Below are 22633 nucleotides of genomic sequence, written 5' to 3'. Positions count from 1 at the left end.
GGTCGAGCTGAGCATGCGGTAGTAGTGCGCATGCCGCGACCGAAAGGACCAGGAGCGACGATTCTGCCGAACGGCGGGAGTCCTATCTCGACCCGCGCAACGAACAGGAGACCGACATGACCGAACCGGAGCCACAGGCATGGCCGCTGGTCCACGCCGAGCGGGCGGCCCTCGCGGCCGACCTGGCGGGCCTGACCGACGAGCAGTGGACGACCCCCTCACTGTGCGGCGGGTTGACGGTGCGCGAGGTGCTCGCCCACCTCACCGCGGCGGCGACCCTCAACCCCGTGCGCTGGCTGGCCGGCGTCATCCGCTGCCGGTTCGACTTCGACAAGCAGGTCGCCATGCGGCTGGCCGAGCAGCTGGGCGCCACCCCGGCCGAGGCGCTCGACAGGTTCCGCCGCGTCGTCACCAGCACGACCAAACCGCCGCTGCCGGTCGTGGCGATGCTCGGCGAGTCGATCGTGCACGGCGAGGACATCCGGCGGCCGCTCGGCATCCGGCGTGACCATCCGATCGAGACGGTCACCCGGGTGGCGCGGTACTACCAGGGCTCCGACCTCGTCGTTCTCGCCAAGGGGCGGGTTCCCGGGCTGCGGCTCGTCGCGACGGACGGGCCGTTCACCGCCGGCTCCGGGCCGCTCGTGTCCGGCACCACCCTGGCGCTCACGATGGCGATGACCGGCCGCGCGGCCTACTGCGGCGACCTCCACGGCGAGGGCGTCCCGATCCTGCGCGACCGCTGCGAGAAGGCGTGAGTCACGCCAGCCGGGCCGCCGACCGGGTGCGCCACTGTGCCCGGCGACGCTGCCGAGGGGCACCGCCGAGCTCCCGCAGCAGCACGCCGAGCGCGTGCTCGTCGGCGGTCGCCGGGTCGGCGGGCGGGTAGGCGGCGGCGTCGGCACGCAGGAGCCGGCGGCCCGCGGGGGAGTCGGCGAGCAGCTGGGCCAGGGCGATGTCGGCCAGGTGGATCCGGCCGGCGCGGTCCTGGTGGACGTTGCGCGGGGTGAGGTGCTGGTGCTGTAGCCCCGCGGCGTGCAGGGCGGACAATCCGGCGCCGATCGCCTCACCCACCCGGGCTAGCTCGGGCGGGGCCAGCGGACCGGTCGCGCGCACGCGATGCAGGCTGACGCCGTCGACCGCGTCGCTCACGATCGCCAGACCGTCGTCGGTGAGGAGGTCGTGGACGGCGACGAGGTTGGGGTGGCGGACCGCGCAGAGGAGCGCCAGGTCCTGGCGGAAACGGTGCCGCACGGTGGGGTCGGACTCGAGCGTCGCGGGCAGGACGCGCACCGAGACCGGCCAGCCGGAGGGCGCGCGGGCGATGAACGTCGTGCCCAGGTTGTCGCGCCAGACCGGGTGCAGCAGCTCGTAGCCGCCACCAAGTCGCGATCCCATGTCGCCCCTCCCTCCGGTGCGAGCGTCATCGTCCGTGGTGGGCGTGGACCAGACCTGCATCCGACGTGGATGCCGAGGTGGTTGACTTGCCGGCGTGGCGGAGCGAGGGCCCGGATGGGCGTGTCGGGCCTCCGAGGCGATGTTCGAGTCCCGGTGGTTCGAGGTTCGGCGCGACGACGCCGTCCGGCCGGACGGGTCGGCGACCGTCTACGACCACGTGGTCGCGCCGCCCGCGGTGACCGTGCTCGCCGTGGACGCACAGGGCCGGGTCGCGGTCACCCGGCAGTGGATCTACGTGCATCGGCAGGTGCAGTGGCGGCTGCCGGCCGGGCGGGTCGACCCGGGGGAGGAACCGCGGGCGGCCGCGGCGCGGGAGCTGCACGAGGAGACCGGGGTCTCGGGGGACACGTGGACCGCGCTGGGGGTCATCAACTGTGCGGACTCGCTGACCAACCACCGCGACCACGCGTTCCTCGCCACCGGGTTGCGCAACGGGACGCAGCGGCTCGAGGCCGGCGAGGCCGACCTCGAGGTGCACTGGCTGGGTTTCCGGCAGGTGCTCGGGATGGTTCTCGCGGGGGAGCTGCCGCACGCGGGAAGCTCGTTCGCGGTTTTACTGGCACATACGAAAGAGCTGGTCGAATAGTGTTTCCCGTTTCCTGCTGAGGCAGGCAACAGGCACCTCATTGTTTCGCCGATCGGCGGCGTGAATTCTTCTTGGTAGGCGCTCGAAAGCGCCGGAATCCCAAAACCAAGGAGCAAATCATGTCGTTGTCCCGTCGCGCCGTTTTCTCGGCCAAGATCGCGGGTCTGCTGTGCGCCGCCGCCATCGCGGTCGCGGCCCCGATCATGCTCTCCACCTCGGCCTCCGCCGACTCGACCACGCCCCCGCCGCCGCCGCCCCCGACCTACACCACCGACGGCCACGACTGGGGCGACTAGCCGGAATTCGTGACGCCGGGCCCTCACGTTCGCGCAACGACCGGAGGGCCCGGGCACGAAGAACATTGCCATCGGAATACCGAAATGTTCTACTCGCAGGGGCGAACCTGGGAGGAACCGGTGGCGGAATCATTCGGCTCGTTGCTGAGAAAATTGCGCACCGATGCCGGCGTCTCGATGAGCGAGCTGTCCCGGCGGATCAACTACAGCAAGAGCCAGGTCAGCAAGATCGAGAACGGCGTGCAGCGGCCATCCGCGATGTTCGCGAAACTGTGCGACAGCGCGCTCGACTCGCACGGCGTGCTCGCGGCCGCGGTTGGGCGGGCGAGCAGAACCGCCGCCGAGCCGCCGGCCGGCGACGGTGAGGTGTGGGTCATGGAACTGGACGAGTCCGGCGAGGTCCGCTTCAACCAGCTGCCCCGCCGCCAGGTGCTCGCCGCGGGCGCGGTCCTCGGGTTCGCGATCACCCGCGGCCCGCGGCCGGTCACCGACGAGCGCACGCTCGCGGTCCTGCGCTCCTCGTTCGACCAGTTCCGCACGCTGGGCACGATGACCAGCCCGACCGTGGTGCTGGCCCCGGTCATCGCGCAGGTCCACACGCTGCGCACGCTCGCCGCCACCAACCCCGAGCCCATGCGCTCCGAGCTGCTGCTCCTCGCCTCGCGGGTCGCCGAGTACGCCGGCTGGATGAGCCAGGAGGCCGGCAACGAGGCCGACGCGCTGCGCTGGACCGACCGGGCCGTCGCGTTCGCCGCCGGCCGGGACCCGCACCTCGCGAGCTTCGCCCTCTTCCGCCGCGCCGAGATCGCGCTCTACCAGCACGACCCGATCCGCACCATCGAGCTCGCCCAGCGCGCGCAGCGTGACACCGCCGCCGGGCCGCGGATCCTCGGCCTCGCCGCCCGCTGCGAGGCCCAGGGCTACGCGCTCGCCGGCGACCTCCGCGGCTACCAGGAGGCTCTCGAGCGCGCCGCCGGCCTGCTCGCCACCCGTGCGCCCGGCGACGGGCCGGTCCTCGGCTCGGCCAGCGTGCCCGACGAGGTGGCGCTGGTGCAGGGCTGGTCCCTCTACGACCTCGGCCGGCCGCGGGAGGCCGCGGACATCCTCGACCGGCAGGTGGCGACGATCCCGCCCGGTGCCCGCCGCGCCCGGGCCCGCTTCGGCGCCCGCCGCGCGCTCGCCCACGCCCAGCACGGCGACATCGACGAGGCGTGCGCGGTGGCCCGCGACATGCTCGACGACGCGGCGCACGTCGACTCCGCCACGGTCCGGCTCGACCTCCGCGACCTGGCCAGGACCCTGGCCCGCTGGCACACCAACGCCACCGTCCGCGAGCTCTACCCCGACCTGGTCATGATGCTGAACGTGCGGAGCTAGTGTCCCGCGCCGGAAATGCGGCGTGTATATAGCTGGGCCGCCGAGATACCTGCCGGATTTCCGGCGCGGGACACTAGTGCTTCGTCAACGAAGGTTGGCGCGTCAGCCGGGCCGCCGGGACACGTGCCGAACCTGTCGTGGCGGAGCACCGGCACAGCCGCAGCTCAGCTCGCTCAGCTCGGTGCGCACCTGGTCGGCCTGCGGCAGTCCCAGCTCGGTGTAGCCGGCGAGGGCGTCGCGCCAGTGCGGGGTGGCCGGGTCGTGGTGGCCGGTCTCGTGCAGGACCGTGCCGATGCGGTGGTTCGCGCGGGCCGCTTGCGCGCTCTCGCCGGTGCCGGCGGCCATGTCCAGCGCCGCGCGGTAGGCGTGCAGCGCCGAGCGGTCGTCCTTGCCGGCCCATGCGGTCTCGCCGCGGTCGAGGTAGAGCTGGGTGCGCAGGTTCGGGTCCACGACCAGGTCCGCGACCCGGCGGGCCAGCTGCTGGAACCGGGTGGCCTCCTCGAGCCGGCCGGCGAGGCGGTGGGTGTTGCCGATGTTGTTGAGCGCGTAGGCCTCGCCGGCCCGGTCGCCGATCGATACGGCGAGGTCGCGGGCCTCGGTGTGGTTGGCCAGCGCCTGGTCGAGCCGGCCGAGGTGCTGGCGCGCACAGCCGAGGTTGTCGAGCGACTGCGCGAGGCCGTGGGTGTGGCCGAGGGTGCGGAGCAGGTTCGTCGCGTCGAGGTGGCGCTGCTCGGCGGTCTCGAACTCGCCGAGGAGCTCACTGACCAGCCCGAGGTGGTCCAGCGTGTGCGCCTGACCGCGCTTGTCGCCGATGCCTTCGAACCGCTCGAGCGCCGCCGCGAAGCATCGGGCCGCCTCCGGCAGGTCGCCCAGGTTCTGCGCGGCCGTGGCGATCGCCACCAGAGAGCTTGCCTCACCGGGGACGTCACCGAGCTCACCCCACAGCCGCAGCGCTTCCTCGCCCAGCGTTCTGGCCTCGGTCAACGAACCGGACCGCCGGCGCGCGATCGAGAGCCGCAGCAGGACGTTGGCCAGCCCGCGGGTGTTGCCCGAGCCGTCGAGCACCTCCCGGGCCCGCTGCAGGGTCTGGGTCCAGTCGCGGAGGTGGCCGGCGGTGTAGAAGTAGCGCCACAGCAGCACGGCGAGCTTCCAGGTGTGGTCCGGGTAGCCGTGGTCGGCGGCGTAGTTGATCGCGGCGACGAGGTTGCGCCGCTCGTCGCCGAGCCAGCTCTGCGCGGCGGCGGAGTCGGGGAACCGGGGCACGACAGGGCATTCCTGGTCGATCTCGGGTTGGCGGTCGCGGTCGTAGGGGAACACGGCGGCCATGGCCGCGGCGGTCGAGGTCAGGTAGAAATCGAGCAGGCGCGCGACCGGGGTCGTCGGGTCGTCGACCGGGTGGGCGGAGACCGCGTAGTCGCGCAGCGGGTCGAGCATGTGGAACCGGCCGGGCGCGGACTCCTCCAGCAGGCTCACCCGGTGCAGGTCCTCCAGCAGCCGGCGGGCCTTCGGCACCGTCGCGTCGACCAGGGCGGCCGTGCCGTGGGCGGACAGGTCCGCGCCGGGGACCAGCCCGAACAGCCGGAACAGCGTCCGCTGCGGGTCGCTGAGCTGCCGGTAGGACACCGTGCAGGCGACCGTGGCGGCGTCGGAGAAGCTGGTGTCCGGCGAGACCGGGGACGCCTCGCGCAGCAGCTCCACCACGTGGTCCAGCGGCCAGCGCAGGTGCCGGCGGAACTGCGCGGCGACCAGGTGGATCAGCAGCGGCACCCATCCGCAGCGGGCGACGATCTCGCGGACCCGGTCCACCCGCCCGCGTACCCGGTCGGCGCTGACGAGCTTGCGGAACAGCTCCACGGCCTCCTCGGCCGGCAGCGGCTCGAGGTGGACGTGGTCGGTGGCGGCGAGCGCGCCGAGCTCGCGGCTGGTCACGATCGCGAGGCAGCCGCCGACGCCGGGCAGCAGCGGCTCGACCTGTTCCTCGGAGGCCGCGTTGTCGAGCACGACGAGGGTCCGGGTGTCCTCCAGGCGTGTGCGGTACAGCTCCGAGCGGGCGCGGGTGGACTCCGGGATCGACTCGGGTGGCACGCCGAGATCGCCGAGCAGTCGCTCCAGCGCGGTGGCCGGCGCGGTCGGTTCGACGTTCGCGGTGAACCCGTTGAGCTCCACGAACAGCCGGCCGTCCGGGAACGCCTCGGCGAGGCGGTGTGCCGCGTGCACGGCCAGCGCGGTCTTGCCGACGCCGGGCATGCCGGAGATCCACAGCACCGCCGGGCCCTCCTCGAGCGCGGCCCGCGCGGCGGCGTCGACCAGCGCGAGCTCGTCGCGGCGGCCGGTGAACCTGGCCAGCCGCAACGGAAGTGAGCTCAGCCGCTCGCCGTACTGCGCCATCCACGCCATGTCCCGCAGCTCGCGGGCGGTCTCCATGCCGTACTCCTCCAGCGCGTCCCGCGTCTGGTGGAACACCTCGACCGCGCGGACCTGGTCGCCGTTGGCGATCAACGCGCGCATCAGCATCGCCGCGAGCCGCTGCTGGCTGCGGTCCTCCTCCCACACCGGCCGCAGCCGGTCCCGGATCCGCCGGTGATCGCCCGCCGCCAGCTCCAGCGTCGCGAGGTCGATCAGCGCGTCCACCCGCAGGTCCTCCGACGGCGCCACCGTCGGGCCACCGACCCGGTCGATGTCCAGGTCGGACAGGAACCGCCCGCGCCACAGGTCCAGCGCCTCGTGCAGCAGCCGCACCGCCTCGGGCCTCGACCTGGACCTGGCGTGGTGGGACTGCTCGTAGAGCCGCTCGAACCGGACCGTGTCGATCAGGCCCTCGTCGACCCGCAGCAGGTAGCCGGTCGGCGTCTTGTCGATCACCACGTCCTCGACGCCGGCGTCCCGGAACACCTTCCGCAACCGCGCGATGTAGCTCGTGATCAGGTCCGACTTCGGCTGCTGGCCGCGCCACACGAATTCCTGCAGGTAATCCCGCGACACCGCGCGGTTCGCGTTCAGCAGGAGGATCACCAGCACAAAGCGCTGCTGCAGATCGCCCGGCTCGACCTGGGCACCGTCGTGCCAGACCTCGAACGGACCGAACATCCGAAAGTCCATGCCGTCTCCCACAAGACGTTCCGGGCGGGCCGCCGGAAGACTTCGCCCTTCGTCAAACGCATCGCCGCGCGGGTCCCCGGGGTGACGCCCGCGCGGTCAATTTCTGGTCCAGATCTGGTGCGGGTGGGCGGGCCATCCTCCCTCCCGAGGAGGATAAATGCCTGAACAAATATTGCCGTTCTACGTGGTGTGCGACCAGTCGTATTCGATGGCCGACCATCTCGACGCGCTGAACGACGGACTGGCCGAGCTGCACAAGGCCGTCGGCACCGATCCGGTGGTGGCGGACAAGACCCGGTTCTGTCTCATCGGGTTCTCGGGCACCGCGGAGGTCCTGCAACCGCTGTGCCGGCTCAGCGACGTCGTCGAGCTGGTCGCGCTCACCACCCAGGCGGCGACGAGCTTCGGCGCGGCCTTCACCCTGCTGCGCGAGACCATCGAGCGGGACGTGGACATGCTCAAGGCCGACGCCCACCGGGTGTACCGGCCCGCCGTGTTCTTCCTGTCCGACGGCCATCCGACCGACCCGACCACCTGGCCGGCGGCCTACGAGCGGCTCGTGGACCCGGCCTGGTCGGCCCGGCCCAACATCATCTCCTTCGGCATCGGCGACGCCGACGCGCCGACCATCGGCCGGATCGGCACGTTCCAGGCATACATGAGCCAGGGCGGGGTCGGTCCGGCCGCCGCGTTGCACAGCTTCGCCCGGGCGCTCACGACCTCGGTGGTCCGCTCGGGTGGCGTGACCGCCGACGGCGACCTGGTCCTGCAGGTTCCCGAGCGCGTGGCCGGGTTCACCGCGCTGCAGATCGATCCCGTGTGATGAGCGTGGACGTGTGGGGTGACCGGGGTGTCTTCCGCCCCCGTGAGCTGGGGCCGCCGTCGCTCGCGGCGGGGTCGCCGTGGCGGCTGGACCCGATCGCCGACGTGCCGGACACGGTCGTCGAGGCGGGCCGGGTGGGGTCGCTGGAGGTGCGGGCGGCGTCGATGCGCGGGACCTCGCACCGCTTCGACGGGGTGGTGCGCCAGGACGCGGTCGCCGTGACGTCGCTGGACGAGCGGTTCGTGCTCGCCGCGGTGGCCGACGGGGTGGGGTCGGCGGCCGACGCGCACCGGGGCGCGCAGCTGGCGGTCCGGCACGCGCTGGGCTACCTGGCGTGGGCGTTGCCGGGCGCGGCCGCCGTGGACCTCGTCGGCGCGTTGCAGGCGGCGGACCGGGCGGTGCGCGAGGCCGGGCCCGCGCCGGCCGACCGGTCGACGACGTTGACGGTCGCGGTCGTCGAGCTGGGGTCCTCGGGGCACCGGTACGAAGCCGCGCGGGTGGGGGACAGCCCGGCGTTCGTGCTGGCGGACGGTGCGTTCCTGCCGCTGTTCGACACGCGGGTGGGGGTGATCGTAGAACCCGGCACCGACAGCCTGCCGTCGCCGCGGGGGCCCGCGGAACGGGCGGGCGGGGTGCTGCGGGCGGGGCAGGCGCTGGTGCTGGCCTCGGACGGGGTCGGCGTGCCGGTGCAGGAGACCGAGGCCGGCGCGTACCTGGCGGAGGCGTGGTCGGAGCCGCCCGGGCCGGTCGCGTACCTGCACCAGCTGCAGTTCGACCTGCGGACCTTCGACGACGACCGGACCGCGGTGGTCGTCTGGGCGCTGCCGTGACCAGGCCCGTGCACGGCGACGTGGACCTGGCCGACCTCGGCGTGGCGGAGCTGGTCGCGGACGGCGGCCAGGGGGTGGTGTTCCGGCTGGCCCGGCCGGTCGGCGTGCTGTTGAAGCTCTACCACAACGACGTCGACGTGCTGGCCGACGAGCTGGGCCGGCTGATCGAGCTGCCCGCGGGTCTCGGCAGCCCGGACCGGTCCCTGATCGCCGCGATGACCGCGTGGCCCTTCGCCCGGGTGTTCCACCGGGGGCGGTGCGCCGGCCTGCTGATGCGGGAGGCGCCGGACCGGTTCGCGACCGTGCTGGCCGGCCGGTCCCGGCTGCTGGAGCTGCAGTTCCTGCTCTACCCGCGGCGGGCGATGTGGGACGAGCTGGTGCTGCCGACGGACGCCGAGCGGCGCTGGCTGGCGGTGCGGTACCTGCGCCTGTTCCAGGTCCTGCACCGGCACGACGTGCTGGTCGGCGACGTGTCGATGCGCAACCTGCTGTGGACGCTCGAGGACGGGCCGGGGGTGTTCGCGATCGACTGCGACGGTTTCCGGGTCGCCGGGCGGTGGCCCGCCGTGGCGCCGGTGGACACGGCGGGCTGGGCGGACCCGTCCGCGCCGGCGGGGGAGGTCACGCCGGACACCGACCGGTACAAGCTGGCGCTGCTGACGTTGCGGCTGCTGCTGGGCGACCACGCGGTGACGCCGGAGGACGTGCGGTCCTCGCCGTCGCTGCGGGCCTCGTTCGGCCCCGTGCTGACCGCGCTGGCCGCGCAGGCGGGCCGGCCGGGAATGCGTCCGGCGGCGGATTCCTGGCTGGGTGCGCTGACCGGTCGCCGGCCGAGCCGGAATGCGGGTCTGGTGCAGCGCGAGTACGCGGCCGAGGGTCATGCTCCGGACGAGGTGGGGAGCCCGACCAATGGTGCCGAGCCGAGGGGGTGATCAGCGAAAAGTCGCATGTGGACGGTGCGAGGTGGCTCCTGGGGGTGGCCGCGTCGCGCCGTCTTTCTCGTCGGTTTCCTGTTTCCCATTGTGTTCGGCGGCGGGAAATTCCTTCTGCCGAACCGATTCCCGGCGCAGCCTGGAATCAGGTTCATTTCCGGTGTGGAGGTTCCGATGAGAGTTCTGGTTTCCTTTTCCGGCATCGTCCGGCTGGTCGCGTTGGGCTTCGCGCTCGGCATCGTGGTGGGCGTCTACTTCGGCCTCGGCGGCGCGTCCGACCCCGGCTCCGCCGACTGCGGCCCGGACGTCGTGCGGTGCGCGCCGCCGGCGGCCACCCCGGCCACCCCGGCCGCGCCGCCGGCCGAGGTGGTGGCACCGGTCAACGCGGCGCCGTGACCGCTCGCCTCTTGGCCGCCCGCCGCTTGAGCAGCCGGCGAACGACGAAGACGATCGCGAATCCCAACGCGACCAGCCGGTTGGCGTCGACGGCCGGCACCCAGCGGACGGTCCCGTTCTGGAGGACGAACGCCCCGGCCGGCCGGGCGATCGTGCCGAAGCCGCCGCCCTCGCCGTCGTGCCCGGTGCCACCCCCACCGCCTCCGACGACCGTGGCGGCGGGGATGACGGTGATCCCGTCCTTCTCGTAGGGCTCGGCGTAGACAACCGCGGCCCGCATCGAGTCCTTGACCTTGGTGAGTACCTCGTCGAGCGCCATCGCTCCTCCTGTCCGCCAGTCCGCAGGGGGACAGCATGGCCCATGCCGGGCCGGGCCGGACCTCAGGCGGCGAACCCGAGGGCCAGCGAGCCCACCACCGGCGCCATGTACAGCAGGGGAAACGGGATGTGGGAGTACCAGCGGGCCCGGACCACGGTGAGGACGGCGCCGGCGAAGTACAGCACCAGGCCGATCCCGGCCAGGACGCCGATGACCGGCAGGAAGAGGCCCACCACCAGGCCGGCCGCCCCCGCGGCCTTGGCCGTCCCGAGCCAGGGCCACCACGAGCGGGGGACGCCGTAGTCGCTCAGCGGCTCGACGACCCATGTGGCGTGGAAGAAGACGGAGCCGGCCGAGAAGGCCGCCATGGCGGCTCCCACGATGGTGACGACGGTGTAGGTGGTCGACATCGGAATGCTCCTCATCGCGCGGGTGACTCGAGTTCGTCACCGGGTTGACCCCGGGCGGCGTGCGAGTGTGACGAGGCGCCCTCAACGCCGCCGCCGCGGCGGACGGGAGCCGGCCGCCCCGGCTCAGGCGACGTCCCCGCCGATCGACCAGAGCCGCGGCGCACCGCACTCGCCCACGGCGGCGCAGATCTTCCGCCAGGCGTAGCCCTCGCCGCGCGGCGTCAGCCGGGCGTACTTCGACACGCCGAAGCGGCCGTCGCCGCGTTCGAAGACCGCGCTCTTGTTGACCGCGTAGCCGTTGCGCTCGGCCCAGCGGGTGGCCTGGTTGCGCTCGCTCGCCGTCGCCCTGCTGATCATCCCGAGCTCGCCGAGGAAGTCGAACACCTCCTGCTGGCGGAGCTGGTGCCCGTGCTCGCGCTGCGCCCACCGCTGCACGTCCCGCGCGAACGAGCGCATCGTGCTCAGCCCGTCGGCCTCGTTGTACGTGCGTGCCTGGGCCACGAGCGAACTGTCGGCGGCCACCCGCGCCTCCAGCGCCCGCTTCTGGCGCAGGGCCTCGAGGTAGCGCTCCGCCACCACGATCTCGTCGAGCTGGTCCCGGGGGCCGAAGAAGTGCTCGCGCAGCGCCCGGCCCGCCTTGCGCTTCCACGTGGTGACCTCGGCGTTCGCCGGCTCGGTCACCCGGCCCGGCCGCAGCCCCGCCAGCCAGATGACGAACGTCTCGAGGTCGCTCACGACCACCCGCCGGGGCAGGTCCTCGCCCGGGAGCTGGGCCAGCACCGTCGTGAGGCGGGCCGAGCCGTCCGCCCGCAGCTTGGCGTACTGGGCCGGCCAGTTCAGGCCGAGCGCCTCGGCGACCGGCCGCAGCACGACGTGGGGCTCGCCGTCGAGCAGGACCGCGGGGATGTGGCCGCCGTCGAACGGCACCAGGACCACGTCGGCCGACGGCACGAGGTCGGCGGTGTCCCGGATCGGCTCCGGGTGGACAGGGTCTTCCGCCGGGTGGCCCGGCGGTACGGTTGACGCGGACATACGGGTTCCCGTCTGTGTGTTCAGCGGGGCCGCGCCGGGTGCCTGGAAGCTGCCGGCCGGCCCCTTCTTGCAGGGCCGCGCTGGTCACGCCGACCGGGACGCTCGCCTCCTCCGGCCGCCGGAATCCCTCACAGGACAATTCTAACGCTCCGTGAGCACAGCTTCCATGTCGAATCGAACCGATGTGCGGCCTGATGGGGTCAATATCGTGTAGATTCCGACCGAATCGTCGAGAGGGGCTGCACGGTGCTGAGTGACGTGGTCGGCGAGCGGATCACCGTGTGGCGGCGGCGCCGCGGCTGGAACCGGGAGCGGCTGGCCGAGGAGTGCCGGGCGCTGGGCATGGCGGACCTGACGCCGGCGGTGCTGACCAACCTCGAGTCCGGCCGGCGGCAGCAGGGGTCCCGCCGCCGGCTCGTGACGGTCGACGAGCTGGTCGTGATCTCGACGGCGTTGAGCGTGCCGCTCGTGCTGTTCCTGGTGCCGTACCCGGAGAAGAAGACGGTGACGCTGCTCCCCGAGCGTGCGGTGGACACCGAGTCGGCCCTGGAATGGGTGACGAGCATGGCGTTCTTCTCGATGCACCGGACCGGTCTGGACCGCACGGAGCTGAACGAGCGGATCGAGTTCTGGACCTCCGCGACCAAGCCGGTCCACCTGATCAACTCGCACAACGACGAGCTGGCCCGGCTTCGCGGCCTGACCAAGCAGCTCACCGACCAGCAGGCGCGGGTCACCGACGCCGAGCGCCGGCTGCGCCGCGCCACCGAGCAGCTCGAGGAGTTCCCGCCGCCCGGTGAGGCGACGGCGGAGGAGCTGGAGGAGCTCCAGGCCCAGAAGGACGAGATAGCCGAGCGTGAGCAGCACTTCGTGGCCGACTCCACCCGGGTCCGGCTGCTGCTCAGCGAGATCGGTGAGGCCGAGCGGAACCTCGTCGGCGTCCGGGACGAGATCCGGGCCCTCGGCCACATGGAGCTGCCGCGGCTGCCGCGCAACCTCGAGTACCTCGGCGAGAGGACCGGCGCGGACTACGGACCCCGCTGGGTCGGTCGAACCTCCACCGGACCGGGGGGCGGTCTGTGATGAGAACACGGCCGCTGACCTGGGCCTCCATAGATGGTTGAGTGTTCATCGGGTGTTCAGGCCGTTGCGGGTCCCCGGCTCATGCACGGCTGGCGATACTTCGCCGCGGTTGTCGCTGCGCAGAAGGGCCACGCATGAGTCACGATCACGACGGTCACGAACACGATCACGACCACACCCACGAGCCGGAGGCCGTCGAGGGCAGCTGGCGCGACGGCGCGGACGACCGTCCGCTCTCCGTCGCCCGGCGGCGGTTCCTCGCCGGGCTGGGCCTGGCCGGTGCCGCCGCGGGCGCGGCCGCCATCTCCGGCACGCCGGCCGCCGCGACGGGCGAGCACAGGCCCAGCAACGAGTGGGGCGGCGACGACCGCTGGTTCGCCGGCGACCACCACATCCACACGCAGTTCTCGCCCGACGCGCAGTACGAGGTCGCCACCCAGGTCGCCAACGCCCGCAAGTACGGGCTCGACTGGGTCGTCATCACCGACCACGGCGGCGTCGCGCACGAGAAGTTCTCCATCGCGCAGGTGACGCCGGACATCGAGCGCGCCCGCGGCAGGTATCGCGACATGCTCGTCTTCCAGGGTCTCGAGTGGAACATCCCGGGCGCCGAGCACGCGACCGTGTTCCTGCCGCCCGGCCGCAACACCGTCGACATCCTCAAGGCCTTCGAGGCCGCCTACGACGGCGGGATCCTCTCGACCCCCGTCGCCCAGGGCGGCAAGGGCCTCATCGCCCGCGCCACCTCCGCCGACGGCGAGCCCTACGCGCTCGCCGCGCTGCGCTACCTCGACGCGCAGGTCCTGGCCGGACGCACCGAGATCGCGCTCATGTTCGCCAACCACCCGGCCCGGCGCGGCGTCGACAGCCCGCACGAGTTCCGCGGCTGGCGCGACGCCGCTCCCGAGGTGGCCGTCGGCATGGAGGGCGCGCCCGGGCACCAGGCGGCCGGCATCATCAAGGCCGACGGTGGCCTCGGCGGCGGCCGCGGCTACTACGAGGGCTCGCCGAGCGCGGACAGCTTCCCCGGCTACAACCCGACCGCGGCGGAGAACCCCTACCGCACCTACGGCGGCTTCGACTGGTTCACCGCCAAGCTCGGCGGCCTGTGGGACTCGCTGCTCGCCGAGGGCAAGCCGTGGTGGGTCACCGCGACCTCCGACGCGCACCAGGTCTTCCAGGACACCTTCGCGCCGGGCACCCAGGACCACGCGACCACCGGCAGCCGCGGCACCCCCGTCGACACCGGCGTGCCCAAGGCCTACGGCGACTTCTGGCCCGGCTTCTACAGCACCACCCTCGTCGGCGCCACCTCTCGGTCCTATGTGGACATCATGCGCGGCATGCAGGCCGGCAAGGTCGTCGCCGTGCACGGCCGGCTCATCGACGGGCTCGACCTGCGCGTGCGCGCCAAGCGCGACGGCGACACCCGGGGCGTCACCACCGGCGGCCGCACCTTCGTCCGCCGCGGCGGCGACGTCGAGGTGACCATCGAGGTGAAGCTGGCCGCGGGCAGCAACTTCAGCGGCGACATCCCCAAGGTGGCCAAGGTCGACCTCATCGCGGGCCCGGTCACCGGCCCGGTCACCGACCGGGACACCGTCCTCGCGCCGGAGACCACGGTCGTCGAGACGTTCGAGGTGTCCTCGCGGGCGCGGGGCACGGTGCGCTTCACCCACGTGTTCCGGAATGTCGAGCGCGCGTTCTACCTGCGGCTGCGCGGCACCGACGGCAAGCAGCTCGACGCGAACGGCGGCCCGGTGATGGACGTGCCCGGCGACGCCGACCCGTGGGCGGACCTCTGGTTCTACGCGAACCCCGTGTTCGTCGACGTCATTTAGATGCCGGCCTGGATCGGGGCCGTCTGCGGACCGGCACTCGCCGGCGGCCCCGCCGCACACCTCGACAGCGTCGTTCTGTCCGCAGTGGACGGTCTCGGCGCGGACCTCGTCTGCACGCACGTGGACCGCTCCGCGACGGTGGCGAGCGTCGTGGTGTCCGCGCGCACCCCGCGCGAGCCGGACCGGGCCGACCTCGCCGCGCTCGCCGGCCGCCTCGGCGGCCCGGCCGCCGTGCTCGGGACCGCCCGCACGGCCGGCCGGTGCGTGCGGTTCCCCGGCCAGGACACGCTGACCGGGTCCCGCACGGCGGCGGAGATCGTGGCCGGGTCGGCGATCGACGAGGTGGTCGGCATCGGCGTCGCGGTGACCGACGAGTCCATGGTGGACACCCGCGACTACCTCCGGCCGACCCTGGTGGAGGGCCGCCTGGTCCTGCTGGTGGAACCCGCGGCAGGCGGCCTCCTGAGGCCGGTGGAGATCGAAGAACCCCACCAGTGCTGCGGCGGCCACTGAAGGAGACGCCGATCCGTGGCCGAGTTCGCGCTGGGCTGATCGATTCGCTCTGCGGCGAACCTCTTGTCGCGGCCCGGGCCGGCGCGGCAGGTTGGCGGACATGGCGGAATTCGATCCGCGCCTCTACGGCGCGCGCTGGGCGCAACGCTACGACGAGTGGCACGCGGGGATGATGGACGACGACGGGGCGGTGGCCGTGCTCGCCGAGCTGGCGGGGGACGGGCCGCTGCTCGAGTTCGGCGTCGGCACCGGGCGGCTGGCCGTGCCGCTGGCCGAGAAGGGGCACGACGTCGTCGGGGTGGACGTCAGCGAGGACATGCTGGCCCAGCTCGCGAACAAGTCCGACGCGGTCACCGCGGTCGTCGGCGACATGACGACCGTCCGGGTCGACCGCGAGTTCTCGGTGGCGTACATCGCGTTCAACTCGATCTTCGTGCTCGGCACCCAGGAGGACCAGGTCCGGCTGTTCCGCAACGCCGCCGCGCACCTGCGGCCCGGCGGCCGGTTCGTGCTCGAGACGGTCGTCGTCCACGGCGTCCCGGCCAGCGACAGCCACAAGCTGCGGGTGGCCAAGGTGGAGAACGACCGGCTCACGCTGAGCGCCGGCATCATCGACCCGCTGACCCAGTTCTACAACGGCGTGTGGGTCGAGCTGACCCCGCAGGGCACGGAGTTCTTCCCGATCCACGGCCGCAGCGTCACCCACCACGAGATGGACCTGATGGCCCAGCTGGCCGGCCTCGAGCTGGAGAACCGCTGGGGGGACTGGAAAGGCGGCGCGTTCACCGCGGAGTCCAAGCTCCACGTGTCGGTCTACCGCAAGCCCTCACAGACCGGGTAGCGGCGGCTGGGCCGGCCGGTCCGCCGGCCGCAGGTCGGTGACCATGAGCCGCGCGGTGGTCCGGTGGTCACCGGCCAGCCGGACCGCCGCCTCGGCCAGGCGGACCGGGTCGTCGGTCGGCGGGTCGAACCGGGCCTTGGCCCGCCGGTCGCCGAGCCGGACGTGGAGCGTGCGGCAGGTCAGGTGCTCGGCGCGCAGCCGGCGGGCGAGCTCGGCGGCGAGGTCCCGGGTCCGGGTCGGCGTCGTGCGCTGGACGCTGAACGAGCGGCGCGGCGGCAGCGGCCGGACGTCGGCGTCGTCGGTGGCGGTCGCGATCTGGTGCAGCCGCCTGCCCATGGCGGTGCCGGCGATCTCGACGAGCTGCGCCATCGTCCAGCCCCGCAGGTCGGCGACGGTGTGCAGGCCGGCGTCGGTCAGCCGGTCGCGGGTCACCGGACCGATGCCCCACAGCTCGTCGACCCGCAGCGCGTTGCGGACCGCCGGCTCGTCGGCCAGATCGATCACGACGACGCCACCCGGCTTCGCGGCACGCGAGGCCAGCTTGGCGATGAGCTTGGTGCGCCCGACCCCGATGCTCACCGGGAGGCCCAGCTCGGCGCGGACCGTCCGCCGCAGCTCGCGCGCCGTGCCCTCGGCGCCGGCCCAGGTGAGGCCGGGCAGGCGGACGAACGCCTCCTCGACCGAGCCGGGCTGCACCGCCTCCGCCCGCGCCTCGACCAGGGCGAACAGCTCCTTGCTCGCCTGCTGGTAGGCGGCCGGCCGCGGCGGGGTGGTGACCAGGCGCGGGCAGGTCTGGCGCGCCCGCGGCACGGTCATCCCCGCGTGGACGCCCCACTCCCGCGCCTCGTAGCTCGCGCAGGCGACGACCCCCTCGCCGACCGCGAGCGGCAGCCCGGCGAGCCCCGGATCGTCCCGAACCTCGACGGCGGCGAAGAACGCGTCGACGTCGAGATGCAGGATCGGCCCGGTCACCACCGCATCATGGTCGTGCCGGACATCCCGCGCCGCATAGCCTCGGGGTCGTGTTGACCACGCTCGCCGTCCAGAACTACCGGTCGCTTCGGCATCTCGTGTTGCCGCTGTCCGGGCTGACGCTCGTCACCGGGGCCAACGGCAGTGGGAAGTCGAGCCTCTACCGGGCGCTGCGGCTGCTCGCGGACGCCTCGCGCAACGGGGCCGTCGCCGCGCTCGCCCGGGAGGGCGGGCTGCAGTCGACGCTGTGGGCGGGGCCCGAAGCCGCCGGCCCGCGGGGGACCGTGCGCACCAGGCCCGTCGGGCTGCGGCTGGGGTTCGCCGGGGACGACTTCGGCTACGCGCTCGACCTCGGCCTGCCGATCCCCGCGAACACGGAGTTCAACCTCGACCCCGAGTTCAAGCGCGAGTGCCTGTGGACCGGCTCGGTGCTCAAGCCCTCGACCCTGCTGGCCGACCGGCACAACGGCACGCTCCGCGCCCGCGACGACGACGGCGCCTGGGGCCCGCCGCGCAAGATCCGGCTCACCGACAGCATGCTCATCGAGTCCGCGTCGCCCGAGGTGCTCATGGTCCGCGAGCGCATCCGCTCCTGGCGGTTCTACGACCAGTTCCGCACCGACGCGAACGCCCCCGCCCGGGCCAGCCGCGTCGGCACCCGCACCCCGGTGCTCGACCACGACGGCGCCGACCTCGCCGCCGCGCTCCAGACCATCCGCGAGACCGGCGACGCCGAGGCCCTCGACACCGCGATCGCGGACGCCTTCCCGGGCGCCGGCGTGGCGATCGCCAACCACGACACCCGCTTCGGCCTGCGCTTCCACCAGCGTGGCCTCCTCCGCCCCCTCGACGCGGCCGAGCTCTCCGACGGCACGCTCCGGTACCTGCTCTGGGTCGCGGCCCTGCTCACCCCGCGCCCGCCGGAGCTGCTGGTGCTCAACGAGCCGGAGACGAGCCTGCACCCGAACCTGCTGGTCCCGCTGGCCGCCCTGATCACCACGGCGGCGCGGCGCATCCAGCTGATCGTCGTGACCCACGCCCTGCCCCTGGTCCGCGCGATCGAGGCCGTGGCCGGCCCCCGCGCCGCGACGTTGACCCTGGTCAAGGACCTGAGCGAGACCACCCTCGAGGGCCAGGGCCGCCTCGACGAGCCATCCTGGCACTGGCCCAACCGCTGACCGTGCGACCGGCGTGGCCGCGGTGTCCAATGAACAGGTTCTCGCCCAACCCCTGGAGCCGCGCATGATCCGCCTCGGCCGGAAGGTGCCGCGGCCACGCGTCGCGGCCTTCCTGGCGGCGGTGACGCTGGGCGCGGTGCTGGCCTCGCTCGGCGCGGGCTGGCGGACCGGCCCGCCCACCGGCGACCTGTCCGCCGGAGGGCCGTCCCCGCGGCCGCTCACGTCACCCGGTCCGCGGAGGCCGTCGTGTGCCGAGGTCGCCGCCACGCTGACCCCGCGCCGGCGGCTCGCCCAGCTGCTCATGGTCGGCGTGGACCCGAGCCGGGTCGAGCCCGCGCTGAGGCTCGCCGGGTCGACGGGCGTCGGCGGGATCTTCGTCGGCGGCGACGACACGGCGCTACTGGTGGACAACCGGCTGGCCGCGGTACGGGCGGCCGCCCCGGTGCCGCTCGCGGTGAGCGTCGACGAGGAGGGCGGCCGGGTGCAGCGGGTCGACCGGCTGGACGGCCCGCTGCCGAGCGCCCGGGTGATGGCCGCGAGCATGACCGTCGAGGACGTCCACGCGCTCGCCCGCACCCGCGGCGCGGCGCTGCGGGCCCGGGGCGTCACCATCGACCTCGCCCCCGTCGTGGACGTCACCGGGCAACCGGACGACGGCGTCATCGGCGACCGGTCCTTCGGCTCGGACCCCGCGGTGGTGACCAGGTACGCGAGCGCCTTCGCGCGAGGGCTCGCGGAGGGCGGGGTGCTGCCGGTGGTGAAGCACTTCCCGGGGCACGGGCGGGCGTCGGGCGACTCGCACCGCTCGGCGGTGACCACGCCGAACCTCGCCGACCTGCGCGAGGTCGACCTCGTGCCGTACCGGCAGCTGCTGGGTGCGGCACCCGTGGCGGTGATGGTGGGACACCTGAACGTCCCGGGGCTCACCGGCGGCAGCCCGGCGTCGCTGAGCCCGGCGACCTACCGCCTCCTGCGCGACGAGCTCTCCTTCGACGGCGTCGTGCTCACCGACGACCTCGGCGGCATGCGGGCGGTGTCCGGCCGCTACCCCCTGCCGCAAGCGGTGCTGACCGCGCTCGTCTCCGGCGCCGACATCGCCCTCTGGTCCTCCGGCGACCGGGTCGAGGAGGTGCTCGACACCCTGGAGGACGCCGTCGCCGACGGCCGGCTCACCGCTGCGCGGACGAGCGAGGCTCTGGACCGGGTGCTTCGTGCCAAGGCGGTGTGTTCGTAGGCCGGGTGCTCGTCGGCGGGGTACCGGCGGTCCCGACCGTGGTCCAGCCGTGGAGGTTGGTCGGCGGGTACCAGCCGGGGACGGTGGCGGCCAGGCGGTGGTGCACGGACAGCGCGCGGCGGCAGTGCTCGTCCCAGGCCGTCGCCGGGCAGGGAGCGGCGTGCAGCGTGGACCACAGGGTCAGCTGGGCACTCAGCGAGTGGCGGAACGCCGACACCTCCGGCCGCGGTGCGTTGGCCAGGTCGGTCAGCGCCCGGCCGGCACACTCGTGGCAGTCGCAGTGCCAGTACGGGGTCAGCCGGTCCAGCGCGTCCAGCGGGTGGTGGCCCAGCAGCGGCGGCACGAACGCCGCCAGGGCCGGGAGCCCGGCGGTGGCCCGGCCCAGCTGCGGCGGGACGTGGCGCAGGTGGCTCGTCGTGCCGATGGCGGCGGCGTGCGTGCCGTGCGTCAGGGCGCCGACGGCGGAGATGTTGGAGCGCAGCAGCAGAACCGGCACCGACGCGGTGAGCAGTTCGAGGTAGCCGCGGATCAGGTAGCGCACGCCGAACGGGTCGCGGGCGTGCTCGACCGCCACCGCCACCGGGACGCCGAAACAGTCGAGCTCGGCCACCAGCTCGGTGACCGAGTGCTCGAACCAGCGTGCGGCCAGCGGCAGCATCGCGATCACCGGGCCGGGCTGGCGGGCCGCGTCCGACAGGATCCGGCGCAGGCCGCGCCAGTCGTGGGCGGCCAGGTAGCCCGAGTCGGTGAGCGCGACCAGCCCCAGGTCGTGCTGCTCGGCGGTCCACGACTCGCGCACACCCGTCTGCGCCGCCGTGCGCCGGCGGCCCGAGTAGCGGTTGGCGTCGCAGAGGATGGGGCCGGTGAAGCCGTGCTCGCGCAACGCCCCCACGATCGGCCGCGGTATTCGGCCGGTCAGCACCAGACCCGTGCCGTGCGCGCTCGCCACGCGCGCCGCGTTCTTCGCCTGTCCGGGCCGGCACTGCACAAGCAGCCGACCCGATAAATCGCCAATGGTGTCCCCGACCATGTACATACGGTGCCGGTTCCGCTGCCCGCTGTCACGTGTTCTCATCCAATTGCCGACCGGCACCGTCCGGATGGTTGAGGACGACGTCGCCCTACGCGCACATTTCCACCCCAGTAGGGGCAAATCGCGACTCTCAGCTTGCCGTCGACTACGGAGTGTGTTCGGCCGTGCTGTCGCGCACGACGAGGTCGGTGGCCAGCTCCACCCGCGGGCTGTGCGGCACGCGGTGCCGGTGCGGCTGGCCGGACCGGAAGTCGCGGTCGACCCGGGCGAGTTCGCGACGGTTGCCGTTACCGTGCAGTGACTATGACCATGGAGACCTTCGACAGCGCCATCGTCGGCACCGGCACCATCGCGGGCTTCCACGCGGCGAGCCTCGAGCGGCTGGGCCGGTCCCGGATCGTGGCGGCGACGGACGTCGACGCCGACGCGCTGGCCGCGTTCGGCGCGCAGTGGTCGGTGCCGCGGCTCTACCCGGACCTCGACAGTTTGCTGGCGGCGCAGACGCCGGACCTGGTGCACCTGTGCACGCCGCCGGGCCTGCACGCGCCCCAGGCGGTCGCCTGCCTGGCGCGCGGGTCGTCGGTGCTGTGCGAGAAGCCGCCGGTGCTGAGCCTGGCCGAGCTGGACGCGGTGGAGGCCGCGGCGGCCGAGGGCGGGGCGTTCTTCGCGACGGTGTTCCAGCACCGGTTCGGCAGCGGCGCGCGGACCCTGCGCGGGCTCGTCGGCGACCCCCGGCTGGGCCGGCCGACCGCGGCGGTGTGCCACACGCTGTGGTTCCGGCCGGACGCCTACTTCGCGGTGCCGTGGCGCGGCGGGTTCGACGTCGAGGGCGGCGGGCCCACGATGGGGCACGGGATCCACCAGTTCGACCTGCTGCTGTCGATCCTGGGGGAGTGGCGCGAGGTGGTGGCGGTGGCCGTGCGGCAGGCGAAGCCGACGGCGACCGAGGACCTGTCGTGCGCGATCGTGACGTTCGCCAACGGGGCGGTGGCGACCGTGGTGAACAGCGTGGTGTCCCCGCGGGAGGCGAGCTACCTGCGGTTCGACTTCGAGCACGCCACGGTGGAGCTCGACCACGTGTACGGCTACGGCGACGACGACTGGACGGTCACGGCCGCACCCGGCCACGCCGGTCCGGTGGCGCAGGCGTGGGCGTCGGGGTCGACCGGCGTGCGCAGCGGTCACGACGCGCAGCTCGCGGCGGTGCTGGACGCGCTGGCTCGTGGTGGCGCCCCGCCGGTGTCGCTCACGGACACCCGGCTGACGGTGGAGCTGATCGCCGCGATCTACGCGTCGGCGTTCACCGGCCGGCGGGTCACCCGCGGCGAGCTGGGGCCGGACTCGCCGTTCTACCACCGGATGGACGGGACGGGGGCGCCATGGGCATGACGCTGAGCGAGGAGCCGGAGTCGCTGCGGATCGCGTGGGAGGGCACCGAACTGGCGCGGTACGTGTTCGCGCCGTGGGACGCGCGGCTGGAGTCGCCGCGCCCGTACCTGCATCCACTCCGGACCCTCGGCGGCGACGTCGTGTCGCTGTACCGGCCGCACGACCACGTGTGGCACAAGGGGATCGCGTGGTCGCTGCCGCACGTGGGCCCGGCCAACTTCTGGGGTGGCCCGACCTTCCGCCGCGACGTCGGCTACGAGCAGCTGCCCAACAACGGGACGACGCGGCACCTGTCGTTCCCGTCGGTCTCGGCGTCCTCGTCCGCGGTGGCCCTCACCGAGGAGCTGGCCTGGGAGACCGAGCAGGGCGAGCGGTGGTTCACCGAGCAGCGGTCCCTGGCCTTCGCCGTGGTCCCCGACGCGTGGACGCTGCGCTTCGCGACGTCGTTCACCAACGTCTCGGGCGCGGAGATCGTGATCGGCAGCCCCACGACCGCGGGCCGCCCGAACGCAGGCTACGGCGGCCTCTTCTGGCGCGGCCCCCGCTCGTTCACCGGCGGCGAGGTCCTCGTCCCCGGCGCCTCGGGGGGTGATGAGCTGATGGGCGTGCGCGCCCCGTGGCTCGCCTTCCGCGGCCAGCACGACGACCACGGCCGCTTCTCGACCCTGGTCTTCGTGGCGGCGGAGGAGCCGAGGTGGTTCGTGCGCTCGCAGCCGTTCGCCTGCGTGTGCCCGGCGCCGTTCTTCGACACCGAGACCCCGGTGGCCCCCGGCGAGACCCTGACGTTCCGCTACACGGTCGCGATCGCCGACGGCTCCCCGGACCCGGCCGCCCTGGCGGCACTGGCCGGCTAGCCGCAATGCCGGTCGTTTAGTTCGCGAGGCAGCCGATAGCCTGCGGTTTGTGGATCTTGAGACGGGTGCTGATCCGGGGTGTGGTCTGGTTGACCGGGCGGCCATTGGTGTGCTGACTCGAACGTTCCCGGTCGGGT

Annotated in this window: 24 protein-coding genes; 17 read left to right on the top strand and 7 right to left on the bottom strand. The window is 73.4% G+C overall.

The features are described 5' to 3' along the window. The first annotated feature begins 116 nt into the window (after positions 1-116). Complete coding sequence (locus VGD70_RS19465) at positions 117-758, top strand: maleylpyruvate isomerase family mycothiol-dependent enzyme (RefSeq protein ID WP_331083275.1); 642 nt, start codon at positions 117-119, stop codon at positions 756-758. A 1-nt stretch (position 759) separates the two neighbouring features. On the opposite strand, the gene VGD70_RS19460 is transcribed toward VGD70_RS19465, so the two are convergent. Further along, positions 760-1398 carry a protein kinase domain-containing protein gene (locus VGD70_RS19460; RefSeq protein ID WP_331083273.1) on the bottom strand — a complete coding sequence of 213 codons (639 nt, stop codon included), beginning with the start codon at positions 1396-1398 and terminating at the stop codon, positions 760-762. Positions 1399-1537: 139 nt separating this feature from the next. Between VGD70_RS19460 and VGD70_RS19455 the strand changes: the two genes are divergently transcribed. The 3 genes from VGD70_RS19455 to VGD70_RS19445 all read left to right on the top strand — a co-directional run bounded on the left by VGD70_RS19455 (position 1538) and on the right by VGD70_RS19445 (position 3717). Further along, positions 1538-2044, top strand: coding sequence for an NUDIX hydrolase (locus VGD70_RS19455; RefSeq protein ID WP_331083271.1), 507 nt, complete (start codon positions 1538-1540; stop codon positions 2042-2044). Between the two features lie 119 nt (positions 2045-2163). After that, on the top strand, positions 2164-2340 hold the full coding sequence (locus VGD70_RS19450; RefSeq protein WP_331083269.1) for a hypothetical protein: 177 nt from the start codon (positions 2164-2166) through the stop codon (positions 2338-2340). 141 nt (positions 2341-2481) lie between these two features. Then, positions 2482-3717 carry a helix-turn-helix transcriptional regulator gene (locus VGD70_RS19445; RefSeq protein ID WP_331083267.1) on the top strand — a complete coding sequence of 412 codons (1236 nt, stop codon included), beginning with the start codon at positions 2482-2484 and terminating at the stop codon, positions 3715-3717. A gap of 102 nt (positions 3718-3819) precedes the next feature. Here VGD70_RS19445 and VGD70_RS19440 read toward each other — a convergent pair whose 3' ends face one another. Further along, on the bottom strand, positions 3820-6816 hold the full coding sequence (locus tag VGD70_RS19440; RefSeq protein ID WP_331083265.1) for an AfsR/SARP family transcriptional regulator: 2997 nt from the start codon (positions 6814-6816) through the stop codon (positions 3820-3822). Positions 6817-6973: 157 nt separating this feature from the next. Between VGD70_RS19440 and VGD70_RS19435 the strand changes: the two genes are divergently transcribed. The 4 genes from VGD70_RS19435 (at position 6974) to VGD70_RS19420 (ending at position 9797) form a co-directional block, all read left to right on the top strand. Beyond that, complete coding sequence (locus tag VGD70_RS19435; protein ID WP_331083263.1) at positions 6974-7639, top strand: vWA domain-containing protein; 666 nt, start codon at positions 6974-6976, stop codon at positions 7637-7639. Beyond that, positions 7639-8469 (top strand): protein phosphatase 2C domain-containing protein, encoded by an 831-nt coding sequence (locus VGD70_RS19430; protein WP_331083261.1) that lies wholly within the window; start codon positions 7639-7641, stop codon positions 8467-8469. Before VGD70_RS19435 ends, VGD70_RS19430 begins: the two co-directional genes overlap by 1 nt. Next, complete coding sequence (locus VGD70_RS19425; protein WP_331083259.1) at positions 8466-9401, top strand: hypothetical protein; 936 nt, start codon at positions 8466-8468, stop codon at positions 9399-9401. Before VGD70_RS19430 ends, VGD70_RS19425 begins: the two co-directional genes overlap by 4 nt. Before the next feature lie 174 nt (positions 9402-9575). Next, positions 9576-9797, top strand: coding sequence for a hypothetical protein (locus VGD70_RS19420; protein ID WP_331083258.1), 222 nt, complete (start codon positions 9576-9578; stop codon positions 9795-9797). On the opposite strand, the gene VGD70_RS19415 is transcribed toward VGD70_RS19420, so the two are convergent. The 3 genes from VGD70_RS19415 to VGD70_RS19405 form a co-directional block, all read right to left on the bottom strand. Continuing rightward, entirely contained in the window at positions 9781-10116 is a 336-nt protein-coding gene (locus tag VGD70_RS19415; protein ID WP_331083257.1) for a sporulation protein, read from the bottom strand. The genes VGD70_RS19420 and VGD70_RS19415 overlap by 17 nt on opposite strands. A gap of 62 nt (positions 10117-10178) precedes the next feature. After that, positions 10179-10526: a DoxX family protein gene (locus tag VGD70_RS19410; RefSeq protein WP_331083256.1), complete on the bottom strand. Its 348-nt coding sequence runs from the start codon at positions 10524-10526 to the stop codon at positions 10179-10181. Positions 10527-10649: 123 nt separating this feature from the next. Then, the gene (locus tag VGD70_RS19405; protein WP_331083254.1) at positions 10650-11558 is read right to left on the bottom strand and encodes a phage antirepressor N-terminal domain-containing protein; all 909 of its coding nucleotides are present in this window, start codon (positions 11556-11558) and stop codon (positions 10650-10652) included. A gap of 246 nt (positions 11559-11804) precedes the next feature. Between VGD70_RS19405 and VGD70_RS19400 the strand changes: the two genes are divergently transcribed. The 4 genes from VGD70_RS19400 to VGD70_RS19385 all read left to right on the top strand — a co-directional run bounded on the left by VGD70_RS19400 (position 11805) and on the right by VGD70_RS19385 (position 15836). Continuing rightward, positions 11805-12641 (top strand): hypothetical protein, encoded by an 837-nt coding sequence (locus VGD70_RS19400; protein WP_331083253.1) that lies wholly within the window; start codon positions 11805-11807, stop codon positions 12639-12641. A 134-nt stretch (positions 12642-12775) separates the two neighbouring features. Beyond that, positions 12776-14482, top strand: a complete 1707-nt coding sequence (locus VGD70_RS19395; RefSeq protein ID WP_331083251.1) for a PHP domain-containing protein — start codon at positions 12776-12778, stop codon at positions 14480-14482. Continuing rightward, positions 14483-14995: a hypothetical protein gene (locus tag VGD70_RS19390; protein ID WP_331083249.1), complete on the top strand. Its 513-nt coding sequence runs from the start codon at positions 14483-14485 to the stop codon at positions 14993-14995. Between the two features lie 100 nt (positions 14996-15095). Continuing rightward, the gene (locus tag VGD70_RS19385) at positions 15096-15836 is read left to right on the top strand and encodes a class I SAM-dependent methyltransferase (RefSeq protein ID WP_331083247.1); all 741 of its coding nucleotides are present in this window, start codon (positions 15096-15098) and stop codon (positions 15834-15836) included. On the opposite strand, the gene VGD70_RS19380 is transcribed toward VGD70_RS19385, so the two are convergent. Next, complete coding sequence (locus VGD70_RS19380; protein WP_331083245.1) at positions 15822-16808, bottom strand: DNA polymerase IV; 987 nt, start codon at positions 16806-16808, stop codon at positions 15822-15824. The genes VGD70_RS19385 and VGD70_RS19380 overlap by 15 nt on opposite strands. A gap of 50 nt (positions 16809-16858) precedes the next feature. On the opposite strand from VGD70_RS19380, the gene VGD70_RS19375 reads away from it, so the two are divergent. Then, on the top strand, positions 16859-17986 hold the full coding sequence (locus VGD70_RS19375; RefSeq protein WP_331083243.1) for an AAA family ATPase: 1128 nt from the start codon (positions 16859-16861) through the stop codon (positions 17984-17986). Between the two features lie 64 nt (positions 17987-18050). After that, positions 18051-19220 carry a glycoside hydrolase family 3 N-terminal domain-containing protein gene (locus VGD70_RS19370; protein ID WP_331083241.1) on the top strand — a complete coding sequence of 390 codons (1170 nt, stop codon included), beginning with the start codon at positions 18051-18053 and terminating at the stop codon, positions 19218-19220. Here VGD70_RS19370 and VGD70_RS19365 read toward each other — a convergent pair. Further along, complete coding sequence (locus tag VGD70_RS19365; RefSeq protein WP_331083239.1) at positions 19156-20169, bottom strand: hypothetical protein; 1014 nt, start codon at positions 20167-20169, stop codon at positions 19156-19158. The two genes, VGD70_RS19370 and VGD70_RS19365, sit on opposite strands and share 65 nt — an antisense overlap. 238 nt (positions 20170-20407) lie before the next feature. On the opposite strand from VGD70_RS19365, the gene VGD70_RS19360 reads away from it, so the two are divergent. From VGD70_RS19360 to VGD70_RS19350, 3 genes are read left to right on the top strand one after another with little or no spacing between them, the layout of a single operon-like run. Beyond that, positions 20408-20554 carry a hypothetical protein gene (locus VGD70_RS19360; protein WP_331083237.1) on the top strand — a complete coding sequence of 49 codons (147 nt, stop codon included), beginning with the start codon at positions 20408-20410 and terminating at the stop codon, positions 20552-20554. Between the two features lie 2 nt (positions 20555-20556). Next, entirely contained in the window at positions 20557-21642 is a 1086-nt protein-coding gene (locus VGD70_RS19355; RefSeq protein ID WP_331083235.1) for a Gfo/Idh/MocA family oxidoreductase, read from the top strand. Beyond that, positions 21633-22496: a PmoA family protein gene (locus VGD70_RS19350; RefSeq protein WP_331083233.1), complete on the top strand. Its 864-nt coding sequence runs from the start codon at positions 21633-21635 to the stop codon at positions 22494-22496. The genes VGD70_RS19355 and VGD70_RS19350 overlap by 10 nt, the downstream gene beginning before the upstream one ends. The last annotated feature ends 137 nt before the right edge of the window (positions 22497-22633 follow it).

It is taken from the genome of Actinophytocola sp., from assembly GCF_036402745.1.
Taxonomy (GTDB): domain Bacteria; phylum Actinomycetota; class Actinomycetes; order Mycobacteriales; family Pseudonocardiaceae; genus Actinophytocola.
This window is presented reverse-complemented; position numbering and strand designations above follow the sequence as displayed.

Bases quoted from the DNA above. Each gene is read 5' to 3' on its own strand.
- VGD70_RS19465 (WP_331083275.1), top strand. From the start codon at position 117: ATGACCGAACCGGAGCCACAGGCATGGCCGCTGGTCCACGCCGAGCGG.
- VGD70_RS19395 (WP_331083251.1), top strand. From the start codon at position 12,776: ATGAGTCACGATCACGACGGTCACGAACACGATCACGACCACACCCAC.
- VGD70_RS19385 (WP_331083247.1), top strand. From the start codon at position 15,096: ATGGCGGAATTCGATCCGCGCCTCTACGGCGCGCGCTGGGCGCAACGC.
- VGD70_RS19455 (WP_331083271.1), top strand. From the start codon at position 1,538: ATGTTCGAGTCCCGGTGGTTCGAGGTTCGGCGCGACGACGCCGTCCGG.
- VGD70_RS19440 (WP_331083265.1), bottom strand. From the start codon at position 6,816: ATGGACTTTCGGATGTTCGGTCCGTTCGAGGTCTGGCACGACGGTGCC.
- VGD70_RS19435 (WP_331083263.1), top strand. From the start codon at position 6,974: ATGCCTGAACAAATATTGCCGTTCTACGTGGTGTGCGACCAGTCGTAT.
- VGD70_RS19460 (WP_331083273.1), bottom strand. From the start codon at position 1,398: ATGGGATCGCGACTTGGTGGCGGCTACGAGCTGCTGCACCCGGTCTGG.
- VGD70_RS19405 (WP_331083254.1), bottom strand. From the start codon at position 11,558: ATGTCCGCGTCAACCGTACCGCCGGGCCACCCGGCGGAAGACCCTGTC.
- VGD70_RS19350 (WP_331083233.1), top strand. From the start codon at position 21,633: ATGGGCATGACGCTGAGCGAGGAGCCGGAGTCGCTGCGGATCGCGTGG.
- VGD70_RS19430 (WP_331083261.1), top strand. From the start codon at position 7,639: ATGAGCGTGGACGTGTGGGGTGACCGGGGTGTCTTCCGCCCCCGTGAG.
- VGD70_RS19415 (WP_331083257.1), bottom strand. From the start codon at position 10,116: ATGGCGCTCGACGAGGTACTCACCAAGGTCAAGGACTCGATGCGGGCC.
- VGD70_RS19420 (WP_331083258.1), top strand. From the start codon at position 9,576: ATGAGAGTTCTGGTTTCCTTTTCCGGCATCGTCCGGCTGGTCGCGTTG.
- VGD70_RS19390 (WP_331083249.1), top strand. From the start codon at position 14,483: ATGCCGGCCTGGATCGGGGCCGTCTGCGGACCGGCACTCGCCGGCGGC.
- VGD70_RS19370 (WP_331083241.1), top strand. From the start codon at position 18,051: ATGATCCGCCTCGGCCGGAAGGTGCCGCGGCCACGCGTCGCGGCCTTC.
- VGD70_RS19355 (WP_331083235.1), top strand. From the start codon at position 20,557: ATGACCATGGAGACCTTCGACAGCGCCATCGTCGGCACCGGCACCATC.
- VGD70_RS19410 (WP_331083256.1), bottom strand. From the start codon at position 10,526: ATGTCGACCACCTACACCGTCGTCACCATCGTGGGAGCCGCCATGGCG.
- VGD70_RS19450 (WP_331083269.1), top strand. From the start codon at position 2,164: ATGTCGTTGTCCCGTCGCGCCGTTTTCTCGGCCAAGATCGCGGGTCTG.